This is a genomic window from Amycolatopsis sp. FBCC-B4732 (genome assembly GCF_023008405.1).
In the GTDB taxonomy this organism is placed as follows: domain Bacteria; phylum Actinomycetota; class Actinomycetes; order Mycobacteriales; family Pseudonocardiaceae; genus Amycolatopsis; species Amycolatopsis pretoriensis_A.
Window position 1 is genome coordinate 3,408,123 of the sequence record NZ_CP095376.1, and the last position, 17,142, is coordinate 3,425,264.

The window sequence follows — 17,142 nt, forward strand, 5'->3', positions numbered from 1 at the left end:
CCCATGCGCTTCCGCTCCGACCCCCAGGCCATCCGCGGGTCGATCGCGCCGCTGATGACGCCGTTCACCGCCGAGGGAGCCGTCGACCACGCCGGCCTCGAGAACCTCGTGCGCTGGCAGCTCGCCTCGGGCTCGCACGGCATCTCGATCGGCGGCTCCACCGGCGAACCCGGCTCGCAGACCGTCGCCGAGCGCGCCGAAGCGATCCGCACGGTGGCCGCCGCGGTCGGCGACCGCGTGCCGTTCGTGCCCGGTACCGGCTCGGCGAAGCTCGACGAGACCCTGGAGCTGACGGCGGCCGCCCAGGACGCCGGGATCGACGCCGCGCTGGTCATCACGCCGTACTACGCGCGGCCCACCCAGGACGCGCTGTTCGTCTGGTACCGCACGGTCTGCCGCGAGTTCCCGGACCTGCCGATCGTCGCCTACAACGTGCCGAGCCGCACCGCGGTCGACCTCGCGCCGGAGACGGTCGCGCGGCTGTTCCGCTCGTGCGAAAACTTCGTCGGGATCAAGGAGACGACGAAGGACTTCGAGCACTTCTCCCGCGTGCTGCACCTGTGCGGCCGGAGCCTGCTGGTGTGGTCCGGGATCGAGCTGCTGTGCCTGCCGCTGCTGGCCCTCGGCGGCGCCGGGTTCGTCAGCGCGACGGCCAACATCGCCCCGGCCGCGTGCGCGGAGATGTACACCGCCTGGCAGTCCGGCGACCACGAGCGCGCCCGGGAGATCCACTACGGCCTGCACCCGCTGGTCGACCTGCTGTTCGTCGAAACCAACCCGGCGCCCGGGAAGTGGGTGCTCGAGCAGCGCGGGCTGATCGCGTCCGGGCACGTGCGGCCACCGCTGATCACACCGACCGAGTCCGGCATCGCCCGGATCAAGGACTTCATGGCCGAAGGCGCGCAGTACCTCAGCCCGGCCGAAGGCTTCACCGTGGGAGGGAAGGCATGACCCACTACGTCCCGGAGGGACTGCCGGGCGAGCTCAAGCACTACATCGGCGGCGAACTCGTCGACAGCGTGTCGGGCAAGACGTTCGACGTGCTCGACCCGGTGTCCAACACCCCGTACGTGACCGCCGCCGCGGGCCAGGCCGAGGACGTCGACCGGGCGGTCGCCGCGGCGCGCAAGGCGTTCACCGAAGGCCCGTGGCCGCGCCTGCTCCCCCGGGCCCGCGCGCGGATCCTGAACAAGATCGCCGACGCCGTCGAAGCGCAGGACAAGCGGCTGGCCGAGCTGGAGACGTTCGACACCGGCCTGCCGATCACCCAGGCGCTCGGGCAGGCGCAGCGCGCGGCCGAGAACTTCCGGTTCTTCGCCGACCTCGTCGTCGCCCAGGCCGACGACACCTACCAGGTGCCCGGGCGGCAGGTGAACTACGTGCACCGCAAGCCGGTCGGGGTCGCCGGGCTGATCACGCCGTGGAACACCCCGTTCATGCTGGAGAGCTGGAAGCTCGCGCCGGCGCTGGCATCGGGCTGCACGGTCGTGCTCAAGCCGGCCGAATTCACGCCGCTGTCGGCCAGCCTGTGGGCGAAGATCTTCGCCGACGCGGGACTGCCGGCCGGGGTCTTCAACCTGGTCAACGGCTTCGGCGAGGAGGCGGGTGACGCGCTGGTCAAGCACCCGGACGTCCCGCTGATCTCGTTCACCGGCGAAACCACGACCGGGCAGACGATCTACCGCAACTGCGCGGCCCAGCTCAAGGGCATGTCGATGGAGCTGGGCGGCAAGTCCCCGGCCATCGTGTTCGCCGACGCCGACCTCGACGCCGCGCTCGACTCGACGCTCTTCGGCGTGTTCTCCCTCAACGGCGAACGCTGCACCGCGGGCAGCCGGATCCTCGTCGAGCGGCCGATCTACGAGGAGTTCTGCACGCGGTACGCCGCGCGGGCGGCGAACATCGTCGTCGGCGATCCGCACGACCCGGCCACCGAGGTCGGCGCGCTCGTGCACCCCGAGCACTACGCCAAGGTGATGAGCTACGTCGAGCTGGGCAAGTCCGAGGGCCGGCTCCTCGCGGGCGGCGGCCGTCCGTCCGGATTGGACAGCGGCAACTACGTGGCCCCGACGGTGTTCGCCGACGTCCCCTCCACCGCGCGGATCTTCCAGGAGGAGATCTTCGGGCCGGTGGTCGCGCTGACGCCGTTCGACACCGAAGCCGAGGCACTGGCGCTCGCCAACGACGTCAAGTACGGGCTCGCCGCCTACCTCTGGACGTCGGACCTGGCGCGCGCGCACACCTTCGCGCAGTCGGTCGAGGCCGGGATGGTCTGGCTGAACTCGCACAACGTCCGCGACCTGCGGACGCCGTTCGGCGGGGTCAAGGCGTCCGGCCTCGGCCACGAAGGCGGCTACCGCTCGCTCGACTTCTACACCCACCAGCAGGCGATCCACGTCTCGCTCGGGCCGGTGCACACCGCCCGCTTCGGCACCGTCCAGAAGGGACAGTCATGACCGCCACGCCGCCGGACGTCATCCGCTGCGCGTACGCCGAGCTCGTCGTCACCGATCTGGCGGCCTCACGGGCGTTCTACGTCGACGTGCTCGGGCTCGTCGTCACCCACGAAGACGCCGACGCGCTCTACCTGCGGGCGTTCGAGGAGTACCTGCACCATTCCCTGGTGCTGCGCAGGGGCCCCACGGCCGCGCTGGGCGTGCTGGCCTACCGGGTGCGCACGCCCGGCGACCTCGACCTCGCCGAGGAGTACTACCGGGCGCTCGGGGTCCGGGTGGAGCGGCGCCCGGCGGGTGCCACGCGCGGCATCGGCGAAGCGGTGCGGATCATCGATCCGCTCGGGTTCCCGGTGGAGTTCTTCCACGAGGCCGAGCACGTCGAGCGGTTCACCCAGCGCTACGACGTCCACGGCGCCGGCGCACTGTCGCGATTGGACCACTTCAACCTGGACACGCCGGACGTGCCGGCCGCCCGGAAGTACTACGAAAGCCTGGGTTTCCGCGTGTCGGAGGACATCCAGGACGACGAGGGCACGGTGTACGCGGCCTGGCTGTTCCGCAAGCCGACGGTCCACGACGTCGCCCTGACCGGCGGCGACGGCCCGCGGCTGCACCACATCGCGTTCGCGTCGCACGAGCGGCACCAGATCCTGCACATCTGCGACCACCTGGGCGCGCTGCGCAAGTCCGGGATGATCGAGCGCGGCCCGGGCCGCCACGGCGTGTCGAACGCGTTCTACCTGTACGTGCGCGACCCCGACGGGCACCGCATCGAGATCTACACGCACGACTACTACACCGGCGACCCGGACAACCCGGTGATCACCTGGGACGTCCACGACAACCAGCGCCGCGACTGGTGGGGCAACCCGGTGGTGCCGAGCTGGTACACCGACGCGTCGGTGGTGCTGGACCTCGACGGGGCGGTCCGGCCGGTCGTCGCCCGGTCCGAGCCGCGCGAAGCCGACGTCACCATCGGCGCGGACGGGTTCTCCTTCACCACCGGGGAGGCGGAGTTCAAGCTAGGCGAGCAGGTGTGAGAACCACGCGCGGGTGCGGTTCAGGACGTCGATCCGGTGGTCGCGTTCGCGGATCGAGTGGCCTTCCCGCGGGTAGACGACCAACTCGTGTTCCCGGTCGTGCAGCGCGCGGTGCAGGAGTTCGGCCTGGGAGAGCGGCACGTTCGGGTCGTTCTCGCCGTGCAGGATCAGCACCGGCGTGCGGATCCGGTGGGCGTGGGTGATCGGGCTGTTCGCCCGCCCGCCGAGCGCGGCCTCGAACCGGGTGTGCTCGCCGGTGGCGGCCAGCAGCGGCCAGTCGATCACGCCCGCGCCGACCACGGCGGCCTTGAAGCGGTCGGTCTGCGTGACGGCCCAGGCCGCCACGAACCCGCCGTGGCTCCAGCCCCCGATCCCGAGCCGGTCCTCGTCGGCGACGCCCGCTTCGACGAGGAGGTCGATGCCGGTGAGGACGTCGGTGAACTCCGCCCCGCCGACGTCGCCGGCGACGCTGCGGGCGAAGGCGTCCCCGTGCCCGAGCCCACCGCGGCCGTTGGGCTGGAAGACCGCGAAGCCGGCGGCCGCGAGCCATTGGCCGGAGGGGTACCAGCCGAGGTGGAAGCCGGCGGCGTAGCGGTCGTGCGGGCCGCCGTGGATCAGGGTGACGAGCGGGAACGGGCCGTCCGAGCGGGTGGTTCCGGGCGGGAGGAGGAGCAGGCCGTCGAGTTCCAGGCCGTCTTCGGCCCGGTAGGCGAGGCGTTCCCGCGGGGCCCAGTCCCCCTTCAGGGCGGTGGTCAGGCGGACGAGCGGCCCCGCGGCCGGCCCGGCGTGCACGGCGTCGGGTTCGGCCGCGGTGCTCGCGACGAGCGCGACCTCGCCGGCCCCGTTCGCGGTCAGGCCGACGAGCGAGCCCCGGGCGTTGGCGATTTCGGCGAAGTCCGGGAGCCGCCGGATCGTGGTGTCGAGCCCCTCGGCGACCAGGACGAGCGGCGGCCCATCCCCGGCTGCTGCGAGTTCGGTGGGGCAGCCGTCCAGGCCGGCGGTGAGGTTGCGGCCGTCGGCGTCGAAGACGGCATGGCCCCCGACGAGGCCGGGTGGGGTGAGACCGAGGTAGACCAGCCGCCAGCCGGTTTCGTCTCGCCACCAGGTGAGGCCGGTCGCTTCGAGCGCCGGGGCGGGCAGGTCTTCGACGGCGCCGGTGCGGAGGTCGACGAGGTGCAGGCCGGGTTCGAAAACCCCGGGTTCGCGGTCGGCGACGGACCAGGTGAGGACGGCGAGGGTGCGCCCGTCCGGCCGGGCGGCGGCTTCGACGACGTGCCGGCGGCCGAGGTCCGCGAGTGGCCGCGGGGTCTCGGTGCCCGGGTCGAGCAGCCACAGGCGGTCCGGCCGGGCCACCGTGTCCCAGCGCGGCCTGGCCACCGGTGGCTGGTGAGCGGCCGCCACCGGGTCCTCGCTCGACCCCGCACCACCTCCGGCGGGCGTGCGCGCGCCCGGGCCCGCCGTGACCTGGCGAACCCGCGGATCGGCTTGCCGGTCGTCCTCCCCCGGCGCCAGCACCACGACCGCCGCCGCGTCCGGCACCGGAACGCACCCGCTCACGCCCGTGGCCCAGTCCGTCAGCCGCTCCGCGTCGCCGTCGGTCCCGGCGCGGTACAGCTGCGCCTTCCCCTCTTCGTCCCGGTCCGACAGGAAGAAGACCGTCGCCGAGTCCGCCGCCCACCGCGGCTCGCGGCCCGTCGCGAACTCCCGCGGCTCGGCACCGCCGTCCACCGGGACGAGCCACAAACCCCCGTCCACCGCGTAGACGACCCACCGGCCGTCCGGGGACAGCTGCGGGGTGCGTGGCACCTGCCGGTCGACCACGGTCTCCGCCGTCAGTTCAGTCACTTCCCCGATACTGGCCCATCCGGCCGCCGCGCTGCCACGAACCCTCCGGGGAGGTGCGGGATGACCGTCGAAGAAGAAATGAGCCGGGCCGTCGAGGAGCTCAGCACGCGGGTCGCCGCCGCCGCGGAGCTGACGCTCGACCTTTCCCCGCGGCCACTGCCGCGCCGGGTGCGGTCGGCCGTCGCCGAGTGCGTGGGGTTCGGGCAGCCGCGGGACGTACGGCTGGGGGCGCTGCTCCTGGTCGTCGACGAACTCGTCGGCAACGCCTACCGCCACACCGGGCGGCCGTCCCTCCTGCGGGTCACCCGCGAACAGCGTGGCCTGCTGGTCGAGGTGTCCGACGAGGACCCGGCGATCGAGCGGGTCGCCGCCGGCGGCGGGCACGGGCTGCGGCTGATCGACGAGCTCTCCCACGGCTGGGGCGTGCGCGCCACGGCGTCCGGGAAGGTCGTCTGGGCGCTGGTGCCCGTCCACCTCCTCCGCTGACGCTCACCCCGTCCGCACCCCGACGAGCTCGCCCCGCGACCGCACCTTCAGCTTCCGCAGCACGTTGGCCACGTGCTGCTCGACCGTGCGCCGGGACAGGAACAGCACCTCCGCGATCTCCCGGTTCGTGTGCCCGTCGGTCAGCAACCGCGCCACGTCGCGCTCGCGCGGGGACAGCTCGTCGCCGTAGCCGCGGCGGCCGCGGCGGGAGGGGGCCGTCGCGCCCGTCGAGCGGAACGTGTGGCGGCAGCGGGCCGCGTCGCGGGTCGCGCCCAGTGCGGCGAACGCGTCGGCCAGGTCGCCGAACTCGCCCGCCGCGGCCACGTCGCCGGCCTCGTACCGGCAGCGCGCCCGGCGTTCGGCCGCCACCAATGCCGGGTACGGCGTCGAGAGGCGCTCGTAGCGGGCGCAGGCTTCGTCGAACGCCCCGACCGCGCCCGCGACGTCGCCGTCGTGGGCCGCGACGATCCCGCGCCCTTCGGTGAGGACCGCCCGGGCCATCGGCGCCGCCAGGTCGCGGGTCTCGCGGTCGAGCTCGGCGAGCACGGCGCGGGCCTCCCCCGCGCGGCCGGTCCGGCAGAACGCCGTCACCGCCACCGGCACCAGCTCGCCCGACCACGCCCAGACGCCCTTGGTGCGGACCAGTTCCAGGCCGCGCGCGGCTTCCGCGGCCGCCGCCTCGACGGCGTCCTGGGCCAGCAGCATCCCGGCGATCCCGCCGTGCGCGGCGACCACCACCGGGGTGAACGCGTTCTCCGGCCGGTCGACGCCGGTCACCGCGAAACACGCCGCCGCCCGGTCCCAGGCCCCGCGCGCGCCGGCAAGCAGGCCCAGTACCAGCGACAGCTCGCTGCTCACCGGCAGCAGGTCGCGGTACTCCGCCAGCAGCGCCCGCGCGCGTTCGTCGAGCCCGGCCCACGCGCCGCTCAGCCAGTCGATGTGCACCCCCGTCGTGCGGGCCGTGCTGACGACGTACGGCGTCCCGGCGTCGGCCGCGAGCTGCATCCCGCGTTCCAGCAGGCCGCGCGCCCGGCGGTGGTGCCCGGTCCACGCGCCGGCGTCGGCGGCGTTGCAGTACAGCCGCGCCAGCTGGCGCTGTTCCTCGGCCGAACCGGCGCTCACCGGGGCAGCGTCGAGCGCCGCCCACGCGCGCGGGTCGCCGATGTGCAGGCGGGACGGGATGTTGTTGGCCATCAGCGTCAGCCGCAGCCGCGCGTCTTCCGCGGTCGCGATGAGTCCGTCGACCCGGTCGAGCCAGGGCAGGTGCACGCGCAACGGCGTCGCGCCCACCCAAGGCTGCGCGAGCACGGCCATCGCCCGCCCGGCGAGATCCGGCCGGTGCCCGAGCCCCGGCAGCGCCACCTCGATCTCGGCGCGCGCCGCCTCCAGGCCGTCGGCCTGCCGGACCAGGAGCAGCCCGAGGCTCAGCCGGATCTCCGCCGACAGCCGCCCGGAGAGCCGGTCACCGGAGAGCAGCCCCTCCAGAGTGGCGACGACCTCGGCCTGCGAGACGCCGTTCGCGGCCACGGACGCCAGTTTCGCCGCCAGTCTGTCCACATCGGACGGATCGAGCTCCGGCCCGGCGAGCAGCGCGCGCAGCAGCCCGATCGCGGTCGCCGGGTCGCCGGCCTCCATCGCGCGGTCGGCCGCGGCTTCGCCGTAGCGCAACGCGTCGGCCGCGTTCCCGGCCTTCCGGCTGTGCTCGGCCAGCCGCAGCCACGGCTCCGGGCGCCGTCCGGCCAGTACGCGGACGGCCCGCCGGTGCAGTTCCTGGCGCACCGGCCCGGGGATCGCGCCGTACGCCGCTTGCCGCGCGAAGTCGTGCCGGAACCCGTAGCGGCACTCGGCGGCCTCGACCAGCACCGCCCGCTCGAGGGCCAGCACGAGCGCGTACCGCCCGCGCGCCGCGTCCAGCCCCGCGACCGTCGTGAGGAGTTCGACCGGCGCCGGCTCGGCGAGCACCGCCGCGGCTTCGGCGATCCGCCGCGCCACGAGCGGCAGCGACCCGAGCCGGTCGACGGTCGCTTCGCGCAGCAGCTCGGGCACCTCGACGCTGTCCAGCGCCCCGTCGGTGACCGGCGACGGCAGCGCGTGCACGGCTTCCTCGACGACGAAGGGGATCCCGGCCGTGCGCTCGTGCAGCCGGGCCGCGAAGGCGCCGGACACGCCGGGCTCGCCGAGCAGGGCCGCGGCCAGCTGCCCCACGCCGTCCGGGTCCAGGGGGCCGACCCGGACCAGCGTGGTCGAGCTGCCCGGCGCCGGCCGGTGCGCGCGGCCCAGCGGAAGGCCTCCGGGTACGTCTTCGGGCCGGTAGCTCACCAGCAGGACCGTCCCCGCCGGCAGGTCGCCCATGAGGAACCGCAGCAGCCGCCGCGAGCCGTCGTCGGCCCAGTGGACGTCCTCGACGACGAGCACCAGCGGGCCCAGCAGGTCCAGCAGTTCGCGGACCGCGCGGAAGAACCGGTGCGCTTCGGCCCGGCGGTCCCCGGGCGGTTCCGGCGCCACGGGCAGCAGCGGTGCGAGTTCCGGCAGGGGGCGGCCCAGGACGCCGGTGAGCGGGCCGGGCGCCGGGGCCGACGGCAGGTACTTCGCGGCGTCCCGCAGCGCTTCGACGACCACGCCGTACGGGAACGGCTCCCGCTGCGGACGGCACCGGCCGGCCAGCACGCGTGCCCCGGCGAGCTCGGGCCGGGCCAGGAGTTCGGCGGCCAGCCGGGTCTTCCCGGCGCCCGCCTCCCCTTCGAGCACGAGGACCGCGGGCGGGCGCAGCGCCGCGGACACGAGCGCGGCCAGCTCGGCCGTCCGCCCGACCAGCACCGGCGAGCCGGCCCTGGCCACGATCCCGTTCGTCATCGCCCGCCCCCCTGAAAGCGGCATAACGCCCCGAACCACCCTGTCCGGTGACCGGAGCTTAGGACCGCCGTTCGGGCGCGCGGAACCCGCGCGGCCGGGCACGGAACTTTCGTAGGGGGACCGCGAAAGGCATTAGTTACGTAGGCCTACGGGGCGCTGCCTCGCTTGTTAGCGCAGGTGAGCCCACCCGACAGTGAAACGGCGGTGGCTCTCGGTCACCGCACCGCGATTCACCTGTTCGAGTGAGTGGAGTCGAAGCATGCGCACAGTTCACCGCAAGGCGGGCGCCGTCGCCGCGGCGGTCGTGGCCGCGCTGGCCACCGCCGGCGTGGCGGCCGCCGCGGCACCGGAGGGCACCGTCGTCCCGGCCCGGCAGCACTACGGCGACCAGTACATCGTGGTGCTGAAGGACGCCCAGGCGCTCGTCGCACCCGCGTCGCTCGCCGGGCGGTACGGCGGCGAAGTCCGGTCGACGTACTCCCGGGTCCTGCACGGGTTCTCCGCCCGGCACCTGAGCGCACCGCAGGCGCGGCGGCTGGCCGCCGACCCCGCGGTGGCCGCGGTCTACGAGGACGGCACCGCCCGCGTCGCGGGCACGCAGACCAACCCGACCTGGGGCCTGGATCGCATCGACCAGGCGAACCTGCCCCGCGACAACTCCTACACCTACCCGAACACCGGCGAGGGCGTCACGGCCTACGACCTCGACACCGGGATCAAGCCGGACAACCCGGAGTACGAAGGCCGCGCGTCGATCGGCAAGGACTTCGTCGGCGGCAACGGCAGCGACTGCAACGGCCACGGCACGCACACCGCGGGCACGATCGGCAGCAAGACCTACGGCGTCGCGAAGAAGGTCAAGCTCGTCGGGCTCAAGGTGCTCGGCAACGACTGCTCGGGCAACGGCCCGGACTCCGCCGCGGTCGACGCGATCGAGTGGGTCACGGCCAACGCCGCCAAGCCCGCGGTCGCGAACATGAGCCTGACCATGGACCAGGTCGGGGTCGGCGACGACGCGATCAAACGGTCGATCGCGGCCGGGATCGTCTACTCGGTGGCCGCGGGCAACAGCTCCACCGACGCGTGCGGCACGAGCCCCGCGCGCGTCCCCGAGGCGATCACCGTCAACGCGTCCGACGAGAACGACAACCGCGCGTCCTTCTCCAACTACGGCAGCTGCACCGACCTCTTCGCGCCGGGCAACAACATCACGTCGCTCGGGCTGTCGAACGGCAGCAGCGCGAACATGAGCGGCACGTCGATGGCGACCCCGCACGTCACCGGCGCGGCCGCGCTCTACCTGGCCGCCAACCCGGGCGCCACGGCGCAGCAGGTGCGGGACGCGCTCGTCGGCGGCGCGACTTCGGGCGTGGTCAAGAACCCGGGGAGCGGTTCGCCGAACAAGCTGCTGAACGTGTCCTTCATCGGTGGCGGCACCCCGCCGTCGAAGTGCGGCGCCAAGTCGAACACGACCCCGGTGGCGATCCCGGACGCCGGCGCCGCGGTCACCAGCTCGGTCACCCAGGACGGGTGCGACGGCAAGGCGCCGGCGGCGCTGGCGGTCAAGGTGGACATCACCCACACCTTCACCGCCGACCTCGCGGTCGACCTGATCGGCCCGAGCGGCGCGGTCTTCCCGCTGCGGAAGGCCGGCGGCACCGGCTCGGCGGCGGGCATCCACACCACCTTCACGGTGAACGCGGCGGCGGAACCCGCGAACGGCACCTGGCAGGTGCGGGCGCAGGACGTCTACCGCTTCGACACCGGCACGCTGGACGGCTTCACGATCACCTTCTGACGCCGGAACGGGGAGGCCGGCGGCCTCCCCGTTCCCGGTCCTCATTGGACGGTCAGGGTGTACTTCGCCGTCGCGGTCTTGCCGGTGGAGTCCTTCGCGGTGACGGTGACCGGGTAGGTCCCGCGCTGGAACGGCCCGGTGAGCTGCATCCGGGACGTCCCGCCGCCGTTCACCGTGGCGGGGTTGAAGAACGGCGCGAACGACAGCCCGGTGGCCGACAGCGTCACGGTGCCGGTGCCGCCGGAGACGGTGACCGCGGCGGTCGTGAAGAACCCGGGCCGCACGGTCCCGCTACCGGGGTCGACGCTCACCTTGAGGTCACCGGTGGGCGGCTGGCCGGTCCCGACGGTCAGGGTCAGCTTCGCGGTCGCCGTGCCGCTGGGGCCGGTCCCGGTGATCGTGACCGGGTAGTCCCCCTGGGGTGTGGTCGCGGCCGTCTCGATCGTCAACTTCGCGGTGTCCCCCGAGGTGATCGTCGCGGGCTGGAACGTCGCCTTCGCCCCGTCCGGCAGGCCCGACGCGGTCAGGTCGACCCGCTCCGCGCCGTTCTTCCCGGCGGTGCTCGTCACCGACGCGGAAACGTACCCGCCCGGCTCGGTCTTGACCGCGCCCGGCGTGACGCCGATGCCGAACGTCTCCGGCGGGGTGACGTCGCCGATCTGCTGCTTGACCCAGTCGCCCATGTCGTTGTTGAGGCGCCCGTAGACGCTGTACCACTTGAAGTCGCTGCGGCTCCACGACGCGACGCCGGCGACCTTGCCGTCGACGAGCAGCGGCCCGCCGCTGTCGCCGGGCAGGATCGTGACGTGGCCGTCGGAGTAGCCGCTGCAGATCATGGTGGCTTCCTGGAAGCCGGCGCCGACGCCGCTGCAGTTGCTCCCGGCCACGATCGGCAGGCTGAACTTCGTCAGCGTGACGTCGCGGGTGTCGTCGTTGAAGTCCTTCTTGCCGTAGCCGAGGCCGAGCCCGGTCTTGCCCGGCTTGTTCAGGTCCGTGTCGGCCGAGGTGGCGACCTTCGCGTACTGCCCGCCCGGCACCGGGATGTCCCGGTCGGTGGTCACCACCGCGACGTCGTAGCCCTGGTCGAAGTTGACGTACTTGGGGTGGGTGTCGTAGCTGACGACGCCGATCGCCGTGCCGCCGCCGGCGCTGAGGTCGTCGAGTCCGTAGAGGAACGACTTCTGCCCCTCGGCGGCCTTGCAGTGGGCGGCGATGAGGATCTTGCGCGGCGCGACGACCGAGCCGGTGCAGGTCTGCCCGAGCGGCCGCGGCCCGCCGTCCCGCAACCCGGCGATGACGAACGGGTAGTCCTTGACCGACGCGGGCGTCCCGCCGACCGAAGACGGCGACACCCCGGCCGGCAGCGGCGTCCCGCCGAGCGGGGCCACGGCGGGCGGATTGCCGCCCGCGTGCGCGGCGGGTACGGCGACCAGCGGCAGGGCGAGGACGGCGGCGAACGCGCCCAGCAAGCGTTGTCTCGAGTTCACGGCAGCTCCTTTTCGAGGTTGCTGCCGGTCACTTTCCGGTGACGCCGGGTACGAGAACAACCGGGGAGCCGCCCCGTACGGCTACGGAACTATTGCCGCGTCATTGCCGCGTCATTGCCGCGCCGCGAGGGCGTTCAGCAGCCGTTCGTGGTCGCCGGCCTCGCGCAGCACCGGCGCTTCGAGCTCGCCGGCACCGGGGTCGTCCGCGCGCACGGCGGCCAGGAACCGGACCACCGCACGGACTTCGGGGACGGCTTCGCCCCCGAGGTGGGCCAAGACGGTCGAGGGATCACCGGCGGCGCCTTCGATCGCCGCGGCCCACCCGTGCCGTTCGTCCCAGACGAGCGCGAGATCGTGGTCGGGAAAGCGGCTCAGCCGCCAGTCGAGGGCGATGTAGGCGGCGGCGGGCGTACCCGGGTCGAAGGCGCAGGACTCCAGCCCCACCCCGACGGCCTTGGCGACCGCCTCCACGTATCCGCGCAACCGCCGCTCGAACGAGAACTCCGTGTCGCGCCCGAAGTCGATCAGAATGCTCAACGCCGCCTCGCTTCCCGAACCGCCGCGGGATCCCCGCGATCCGGACGGCGGGTACCCCGTCCCGGTGTCAGCCAATCGTGGGCCACGCACCGGAATCGACCCGCACTGCTTTCGCCCCGGGTGTCCGGCGGCGGGCGCCGTGGCCACCTGCCCGGTGCAGCAGAACCCACGCTTCGCGGCCGCCGCACCACCCTGACCGAAAGGAGATCTCGGTCCTTGTCGCCGCACAGGCCCATTCCGGACCACGCGGCTCGAACGCTCGGCGACCCGAGTCCGTCTTCAGACCCCCGCCGGGGGCACCTGCAGTCCCGAAAACACCGCCGCGATCAACCGCCGTCCCTGTGCCGCGCCCTCGTCGTCGTTCGCCACCCGCCACAGGAAGCTCATCAGCATGATGATGTCCGCCGGGTCGTGCCCCGGTGCGATCGTCCCCTCCGCCACGCACGCGTCGGCCAGCTTCTTCACCGCCGCCGTCGCCGGTGCCCACGAAGCGCTGATCACGTCCTGGGCCGCGGCACTGTGCAGGGCGTCGCCCAGCCCGTGCTTCAACCGGATGTAACCGGCGAGCGTCTCGAACCACTCGACGAACGCCGCCTTCGCCGACGGCTGCCGCTCCAGCACCGCGTCCGCCTCCGCGGTCAGGCGCTCGATGTCGTGCCGGTAGGCCGCCAGGATCAGGTCCTCCCGCGTCGGGAAGTGGCGGTACAGCGTCCCCGGCACCCACGCCCACGTGCTTCGCGACCTCGCTCAGCGGCACGAGCGGGTTGGCCGCGAACAGCTCGTGCGCGGCTTCGATGATCGCGACCCGGTTGCGCGCGGCGGCCTTGCGCTGGGTGCCGTACGTGCCAGCAGGAGCACCCCATGCACTACGTGAAGCTCGGCACCACCGGCCTCGACGTCTCCCCCGTCGCGATCGGCGCGATGACCTACGGCGAGCCCGACCGCGGCCACCCGTCTGGTCACTCGGCGAGGACGACGCGCGGCCGCTGATCAAGCACGCGCTCGACGCGGGCATCAACTTCTTCGACACCGCGAACATGTACTCGAACGGCTCCAGCGAGGAGATCCTCGGCCGCGCGCTGAAGGACTTCGCCGACCGCGACGACGTCGTGATCGCCACCAAGCTGCGGCACCCGGTGCGACCCGGCCCGAACGGCAAGGGGCTCTCACGCAAGGCGATCATGACCGAGGCGGACCACTCCCTGCGCCGGCTCGGCACCGACTACATCGACCTCTACCAGGTGCACCGCAACGACCACGCCACGCCGCTGGAGGAGACCCTCGAAGCGCTCAGCGACCTCGTCAAAGCGGGCAAAGTGCGCTACCTGGGCGCCTCCTCGATGCCCGCCTGGGAGTTCGCGAAGGCCCTCCACCTGCAGCAGCGGCACGGCTGGGCCCGGTTCGCCTCGATGCAGGACCACTACAACCTCCTGCATCGCGAGGAGGAGCGCGAGATGATCCCGCTGTGCCTCGACGAAGGCGTCGGCACGATCATCTGGAGCCCGCTGGCCCGCGGCCGCCTCGCCCGCGCCTGGGACGACGCCCACTCTACCGCCCGCGCCGAGACCGACGGTGCCTTCGCGGACATGCTCTACTCCCCCACCGAGGAGGCCTCGAATCGCGCGATCGCCGAGGCCGTCGGGAAGGTCGCCGCGGCGCACGGCGTGAGCCGCGCGCAGATCGCGCTGGCCTGGCTGCGGCGGCAGCCCGTGGTGACCGCGCCGCTGGTCGGGGCGGGTTCGGCGGGGCAGATCGACGACGCCGTGGCCTCGCTCGACGTCGTGCTCTCCGACGACGACGTGCGCGGGCTCGAGGCGCCCTACACCCCTCGCCACGACTGGCAGGGCGTCTCCGACGAAGCCGAGCTGGCCGCGATCCGCGCCCGCATCCCCGGTATGGCACTGAAGTAGGCACCGGGACCGTGCGCCTGCCTGGTCCGTGAGGCAGGATCGAGGCGTGACCATCGATCAGGCCGGGGTGCCCGAAGCCCGTCCGGGCCCGGCGTTCCCCGAGCACGAAGCCCGCGTCGACGCCCTGCGCCGGCAGCTCACCGAGATCAGCGGCGAAGCCACCGTGCGGCTGGCCAAACGCACCTCGAACCTCTTCCGCTCCCGGACCGCGTCCCGCCACCCGGGACTGGACGTCGCCGGGTTCAGCCACGTGCTGCGCGTCGACCCCGAAACCCGCACCGCCGACGTCGAAGGGATGGTCACCTACGAGCAGCTGGTCGACGCCACGCTGCCCCACGGGCTGATGCCGCTGGTCGTGCCGCAGCTCAAGACCATCACCCTCGGCGGCGCGGTCACCGGGCTCGGCATCGAGTCCTCGTCGTTCCGCAACGGCATGCCGCACGAATCGGTGCTCGAGCTCGAGATCCTCACCGGCGACGGGCGGATCGTCCTCGCCACGCCGGACAACGAGCACCAGGCCCTGTTCCACGGCTTCCCCAACTCCTACGGCACCCTGGGCTACGCGCTGCGGCTGCGGATCCTGCTCGAGCCGGTCAAGCCGTTCGTCGAGCTCCGCCACGTCCGCTACCACGACCGGGACACGTTCTTCAGCGCGCTGGGCGAGGTCTGCGAGAGCGGCGAGCAGGACTTCGTCGACGGCACGGTCTTCGGCCCGGACGAGCTCTACCTGACGCTCGGCACCTTCACCGACTCCGCGCCCGCGACCAGCGACTACACCTGGCTGGACATCTACTACCGGTCCATCCAGCGGCGCGAGACCGACCACCTCACCGTCCGGGACTACCTCTGGCGCTGGGACACCGACTGGTTCTGGTGCTCGCGCGCCTTCGGCGTCCAGCACCGGCTGCCGCGGCTGCTGCTGGGGCGCCGGCTGCTCCGCTCGTCGGTCTACTGGAAGGCCGTCGCGCTGGACCGCCGGTTCAAGATCGCCGAACGGCTGCTCAAGCTCCGGCGCCTGCCGCCGGAGGAGACCATCGTGCAGGACATCGAGGTGCCGCTCGCCCGCGCGGCGGAGTTCCTCGAGTTCTTCGAGCGGGAGATCCCGATCAGCCCGGTCTGGATCTGCCCGCTCCGGCAGCGCCCCGGCGGCGTGCGCTGGCCGCTCTACGAACTCGACCCCGCCGAGCTCTACGTCAACTTCGGGTTCTGGTCGGCGGTGCCGCTGGAGCCCGGCGAACGCGACGGCGTGCACAACCGGATGATCGAGGCCGAAGTCACCCGGCTCGGCGGGCACAAGTCGCTCTATTCGGACAGCTTCTACTCCGAAGACGAGTTCTGGCGGCTCTACAACGGCGACGCCTACGCCGAGCTCAAGCGGACCTACGATCCGCGCGAGCGGCTGCTCGGTCTCTACGAAAAATGCGTCCGCCGCCGGTGAAAGGAACGAAAGTGACCCAGGCAAGCACCACGGTCGGCGAGGTCTTCGAGCGGCTGCTCGGCCCCCGCGCCACCGTGTCGATCACCGCCTACGACGGCAGCAGCAGCGGCCCGGCCGACGCCCCCGTGGCCATCCAGGTGCGCTCGCCGCTCGCGCTCGACTACCTGATGTCCTCCCCCGGCGACCTCGGCCTGGCCCGCGCGTACGTCGCCGGCGCGCTGGACGTCACCGGCGACCTCTACACGGCGCTGCACGCGCTCTCGGCCCAGGTCGACCAGCTCACCGCGGCCGACCGGCTGTGGCTGCTGCGCAAGCTCGGCCCCGGCCACCTGCGGCTGGTCAAACCGCCCGCCGAGGAGCACCCGAGCCGGTTCCGCCGCGGGCTGACCGCGCTCCGGCACTCGAAGGAGCGCGACAGCGAGGCCATCGCCAGCCACTACGACGTCTCCAACCGCTTCTACGAGCTCGTCCTCGGCCCGTCGATGGCCTACACCTGCGCGGTGTTCCCGACCGCGGACGCGACGCTGGAGGAGGCGCAGGCGAACAAGTTCGACCTCGTTTGCCGCAAGCTGGGCCTCAAGCCCGGCATGCGGCTGCTCGACGTCGGCTGCGGCTGGGGCGGCATGGTCGCGCACGCCGTCCGGCACTACGGCGTCGAGGCCCTCGGTGTCACACTTTCGCGTGAACAAGCGCAGTGGGCGCAGAAGAACATCGTCGCCCTCGGCCTCGCCGATCGCGCCGAAATCCGCCACCTCGACTACCGCGACGTCACCGAAACGGGGTTCGACGCGATCTCGTCGATCGGCCTGACCGAGCACATCGGGGCGCGCAACGTGCCCGGCTACTTCCGCTTCCTCGCCGGCAAGCTCAAGCCGCACGGACGGCTGCTCAACCACTGCATCACCAACCCGGACACCAGCGTCGCCCACCGCTCGCGCGGGTTCATCGACCGGTACGTCTTCCCGGACGGCGAGCTCGAAGCCCCTGGTGAGATCGTCACGGCGATGCACGACAGCGGCCTGGAGGTGCGGCACTCGGAGAACCTGCGGGAGCACTACGCGTTGACGCTGGCCGGCTGGTGCGAGAACCTCGACGAGCACTGGGACGAGGCGGTCGGCGAGGCCGGCGCCGGGCGCAGCCGCGTCTGGGCGCTCTACCTCGCGGCCTGCCGGCTGGCGTTCGAACGGCGGGAGATCGAGCTGCACCAGGTGCTCGGAGTCCGCACCGACAGCGCCGGCGGGATGGGTCTGCCGCTGCGACCCGACTGGGGGGTTTGACCCGGGTACGGGGAG

The 17,142-nt window shown here is 72.9% G+C and carries 12 protein-coding genes and 1 pseudogene; 8 read left to right on the plus strand and 5 right to left on the minus strand.

The features are described 5' to 3' along the window. The first annotated feature begins 3 nt into the window (after positions 1 to 3). The 3 genes from dapA to hpaD are packed head-to-tail and all read left to right on the plus strand — an operon-like array spanning position 4 to position 3,496. A complete protein-coding gene (gene dapA / locus MUY14_RS14665; RefSeq protein ID WP_247023555.1) occupies positions 4 to 951 on the plus strand; it encodes a 4-hydroxy-tetrahydrodipicolinate synthase in 948 nt (315 codons plus the stop codon). Beyond that, entirely contained in the window at positions 948 to 2,456 is a 1,509-nt protein-coding gene (gene hpaE, locus MUY14_RS14670; protein ID WP_247023556.1) for a 5-carboxymethyl-2-hydroxymuconate semialdehyde dehydrogenase, read from the plus strand. Before dapA ends, hpaE begins: the two co-directional genes overlap by 4 nt. Continuing rightward, positions 2,453 to 3,496: a 3,4-dihydroxyphenylacetate 2,3-dioxygenase gene (gene hpaD, locus MUY14_RS14675; RefSeq protein ID WP_247023557.1), complete on the plus strand. Its 1,044-nt coding sequence runs from the start codon at positions 2,453 to 2,455 to the stop codon at positions 3,494 to 3,496. The genes hpaE and hpaD overlap by 4 nt, the downstream gene beginning before the upstream one ends. On the opposite strand, the gene MUY14_RS46870 is transcribed toward hpaD, so the two are convergent. Then, positions 3,479 to 5,341: a prolyl oligopeptidase family serine peptidase gene (locus tag MUY14_RS46870; RefSeq protein ID WP_281506297.1), complete on the minus strand. Its 1,863-nt coding sequence runs from the start codon at positions 5,339 to 5,341 to the stop codon at positions 3,479 to 3,481. The two genes, hpaD and MUY14_RS46870, sit on opposite strands and share 18 nt — an antisense overlap. Before the next feature lie 60 nt (positions 5,342 to 5,401). Here MUY14_RS46870 and MUY14_RS14685 point away from each other — a divergent pair, with 60 nt between their 5' ends. Next, a complete protein-coding gene (locus MUY14_RS14685; RefSeq protein WP_247023558.1) occupies positions 5,402 to 5,827 on the plus strand; it encodes an ATP-binding protein in 426 nt (141 codons plus the stop codon). Between the two features lie 3 nt (positions 5,828 to 5,830). On the opposite strand, the gene MUY14_RS14690 is transcribed toward MUY14_RS14685, so the two are convergent. Next, positions 5,831 to 8,680 carry an AAA family ATPase gene (locus MUY14_RS14690; RefSeq protein WP_247023559.1) on the minus strand — a complete coding sequence of 950 codons (2,850 nt, stop codon included), beginning with the start codon at positions 8,678 to 8,680 and terminating at the stop codon, positions 5,831 to 5,833. A 259-nt stretch (positions 8,681 to 8,939) separates the two neighbouring features. Here MUY14_RS14690 and MUY14_RS14695 point away from each other — a divergent pair, with 259 nt between their 5' ends. After that, positions 8,940 to 10,478: a S8 family serine peptidase gene (locus tag MUY14_RS14695; protein WP_247023560.1), complete on the plus strand. Its 1,539-nt coding sequence runs from the start codon at positions 8,940 to 8,942 to the stop codon at positions 10,476 to 10,478. Positions 10,479 to 10,519: 41 nt separating this feature from the next. On the opposite strand, the gene MUY14_RS14700 is transcribed toward MUY14_RS14695, so the two are convergent. From MUY14_RS14700 to MUY14_RS14710, 3 genes are all read right to left on the minus strand, one after another. Further along, a complete protein-coding gene (locus MUY14_RS14700) occupies positions 10,520 to 11,965 on the minus strand; it encodes a trypsin-like serine protease (RefSeq protein ID WP_247023561.1) in 1,446 nt (481 codons plus the stop codon). 111 nt (positions 11,966 to 12,076) lie between these two features. After that, positions 12,077 to 12,502: a DUF6292 family protein gene (locus MUY14_RS14705; RefSeq protein WP_247023562.1), complete on the minus strand. Its 426-nt coding sequence runs from the start codon at positions 12,500 to 12,502 to the stop codon at positions 12,077 to 12,079. A 279-nt stretch (positions 12,503 to 12,781) separates the two neighbouring features. Continuing rightward, entirely contained in the window at positions 12,782 to 13,222 is a 441-nt protein-coding gene (locus tag MUY14_RS14710; RefSeq protein WP_247023563.1) for a TetR/AcrR family transcriptional regulator, read from the minus strand. 141 nt (positions 13,223 to 13,363) lie between these two features. Here MUY14_RS14710 and MUY14_RS14715 point away from each other — a divergent pair. The 3 genes and pseudogenes from MUY14_RS14715 (at position 13,364) to MUY14_RS14725 (ending at position 17,127) form a co-directional block, all read left to right on the plus strand. Next, a pseudogene (locus tag MUY14_RS14715) lies at positions 13,364 to 14,412 on the plus strand (aldo/keto reductase). Between the two features lie 46 nt (positions 14,413 to 14,458). After that, a complete protein-coding gene (locus MUY14_RS14720) occupies positions 14,459 to 15,850 on the plus strand; it encodes an FAD-binding oxidoreductase (RefSeq protein ID WP_247023564.1) in 1,392 nt (463 codons plus the stop codon). After that, complete coding sequence (locus MUY14_RS14725; RefSeq protein ID WP_396126802.1) at positions 15,832 to 17,127, plus strand: class I SAM-dependent methyltransferase; 1,296 nt, start codon at positions 15,832 to 15,834, stop codon at positions 17,125 to 17,127. Before MUY14_RS14720 ends, MUY14_RS14725 begins: the two co-directional genes overlap by 19 nt. Positions 17,128 to 17,142: the final 15 nt, after the last annotated feature.

What these genes read in the sequence shown, in the direction of transcription:
- dapA (WP_247023555.1), top strand. Translation starts at nt 4, where the DNA reads ATGCGCTTCCGCTCCGACCCCCAGGCCATCCGCGGGTCGATCGCGCCG.
- hpaE (WP_247023556.1), top strand. Translation starts at nt 948, where the DNA reads ATGACCCACTACGTCCCGGAGGGACTGCCGGGCGAGCTCAAGCACTAC.
- hpaD (WP_247023557.1), top strand. Translation starts at nt 2,453, where the DNA reads ATGACCGCCACGCCGCCGGACGTCATCCGCTGCGCGTACGCCGAGCTC.
- MUY14_RS14685 (WP_247023558.1), top strand. Translation starts at nt 5,402, where the DNA reads ATGACCGTCGAAGAAGAAATGAGCCGGGCCGTCGAGGAGCTCAGCACG.
- MUY14_RS14690 (WP_247023559.1), bottom strand. Translation starts at nt 8,680, where the DNA reads ATGACGAACGGGATCGTGGCCAGGGCCGGCTCGCCGGTGCTGGTCGGG.
- MUY14_RS14695 (WP_247023560.1), top strand. Translation starts at nt 8,940, where the DNA reads ATGCGCACAGTTCACCGCAAGGCGGGCGCCGTCGCCGCGGCGGTCGTG.
- MUY14_RS14725 (WP_396126802.1), top strand. Translation starts at nt 15,832, where the DNA reads ATGCGTCCGCCGCCGGTGAAAGGAACGAAAGTGACCCAGGCAAGCACC.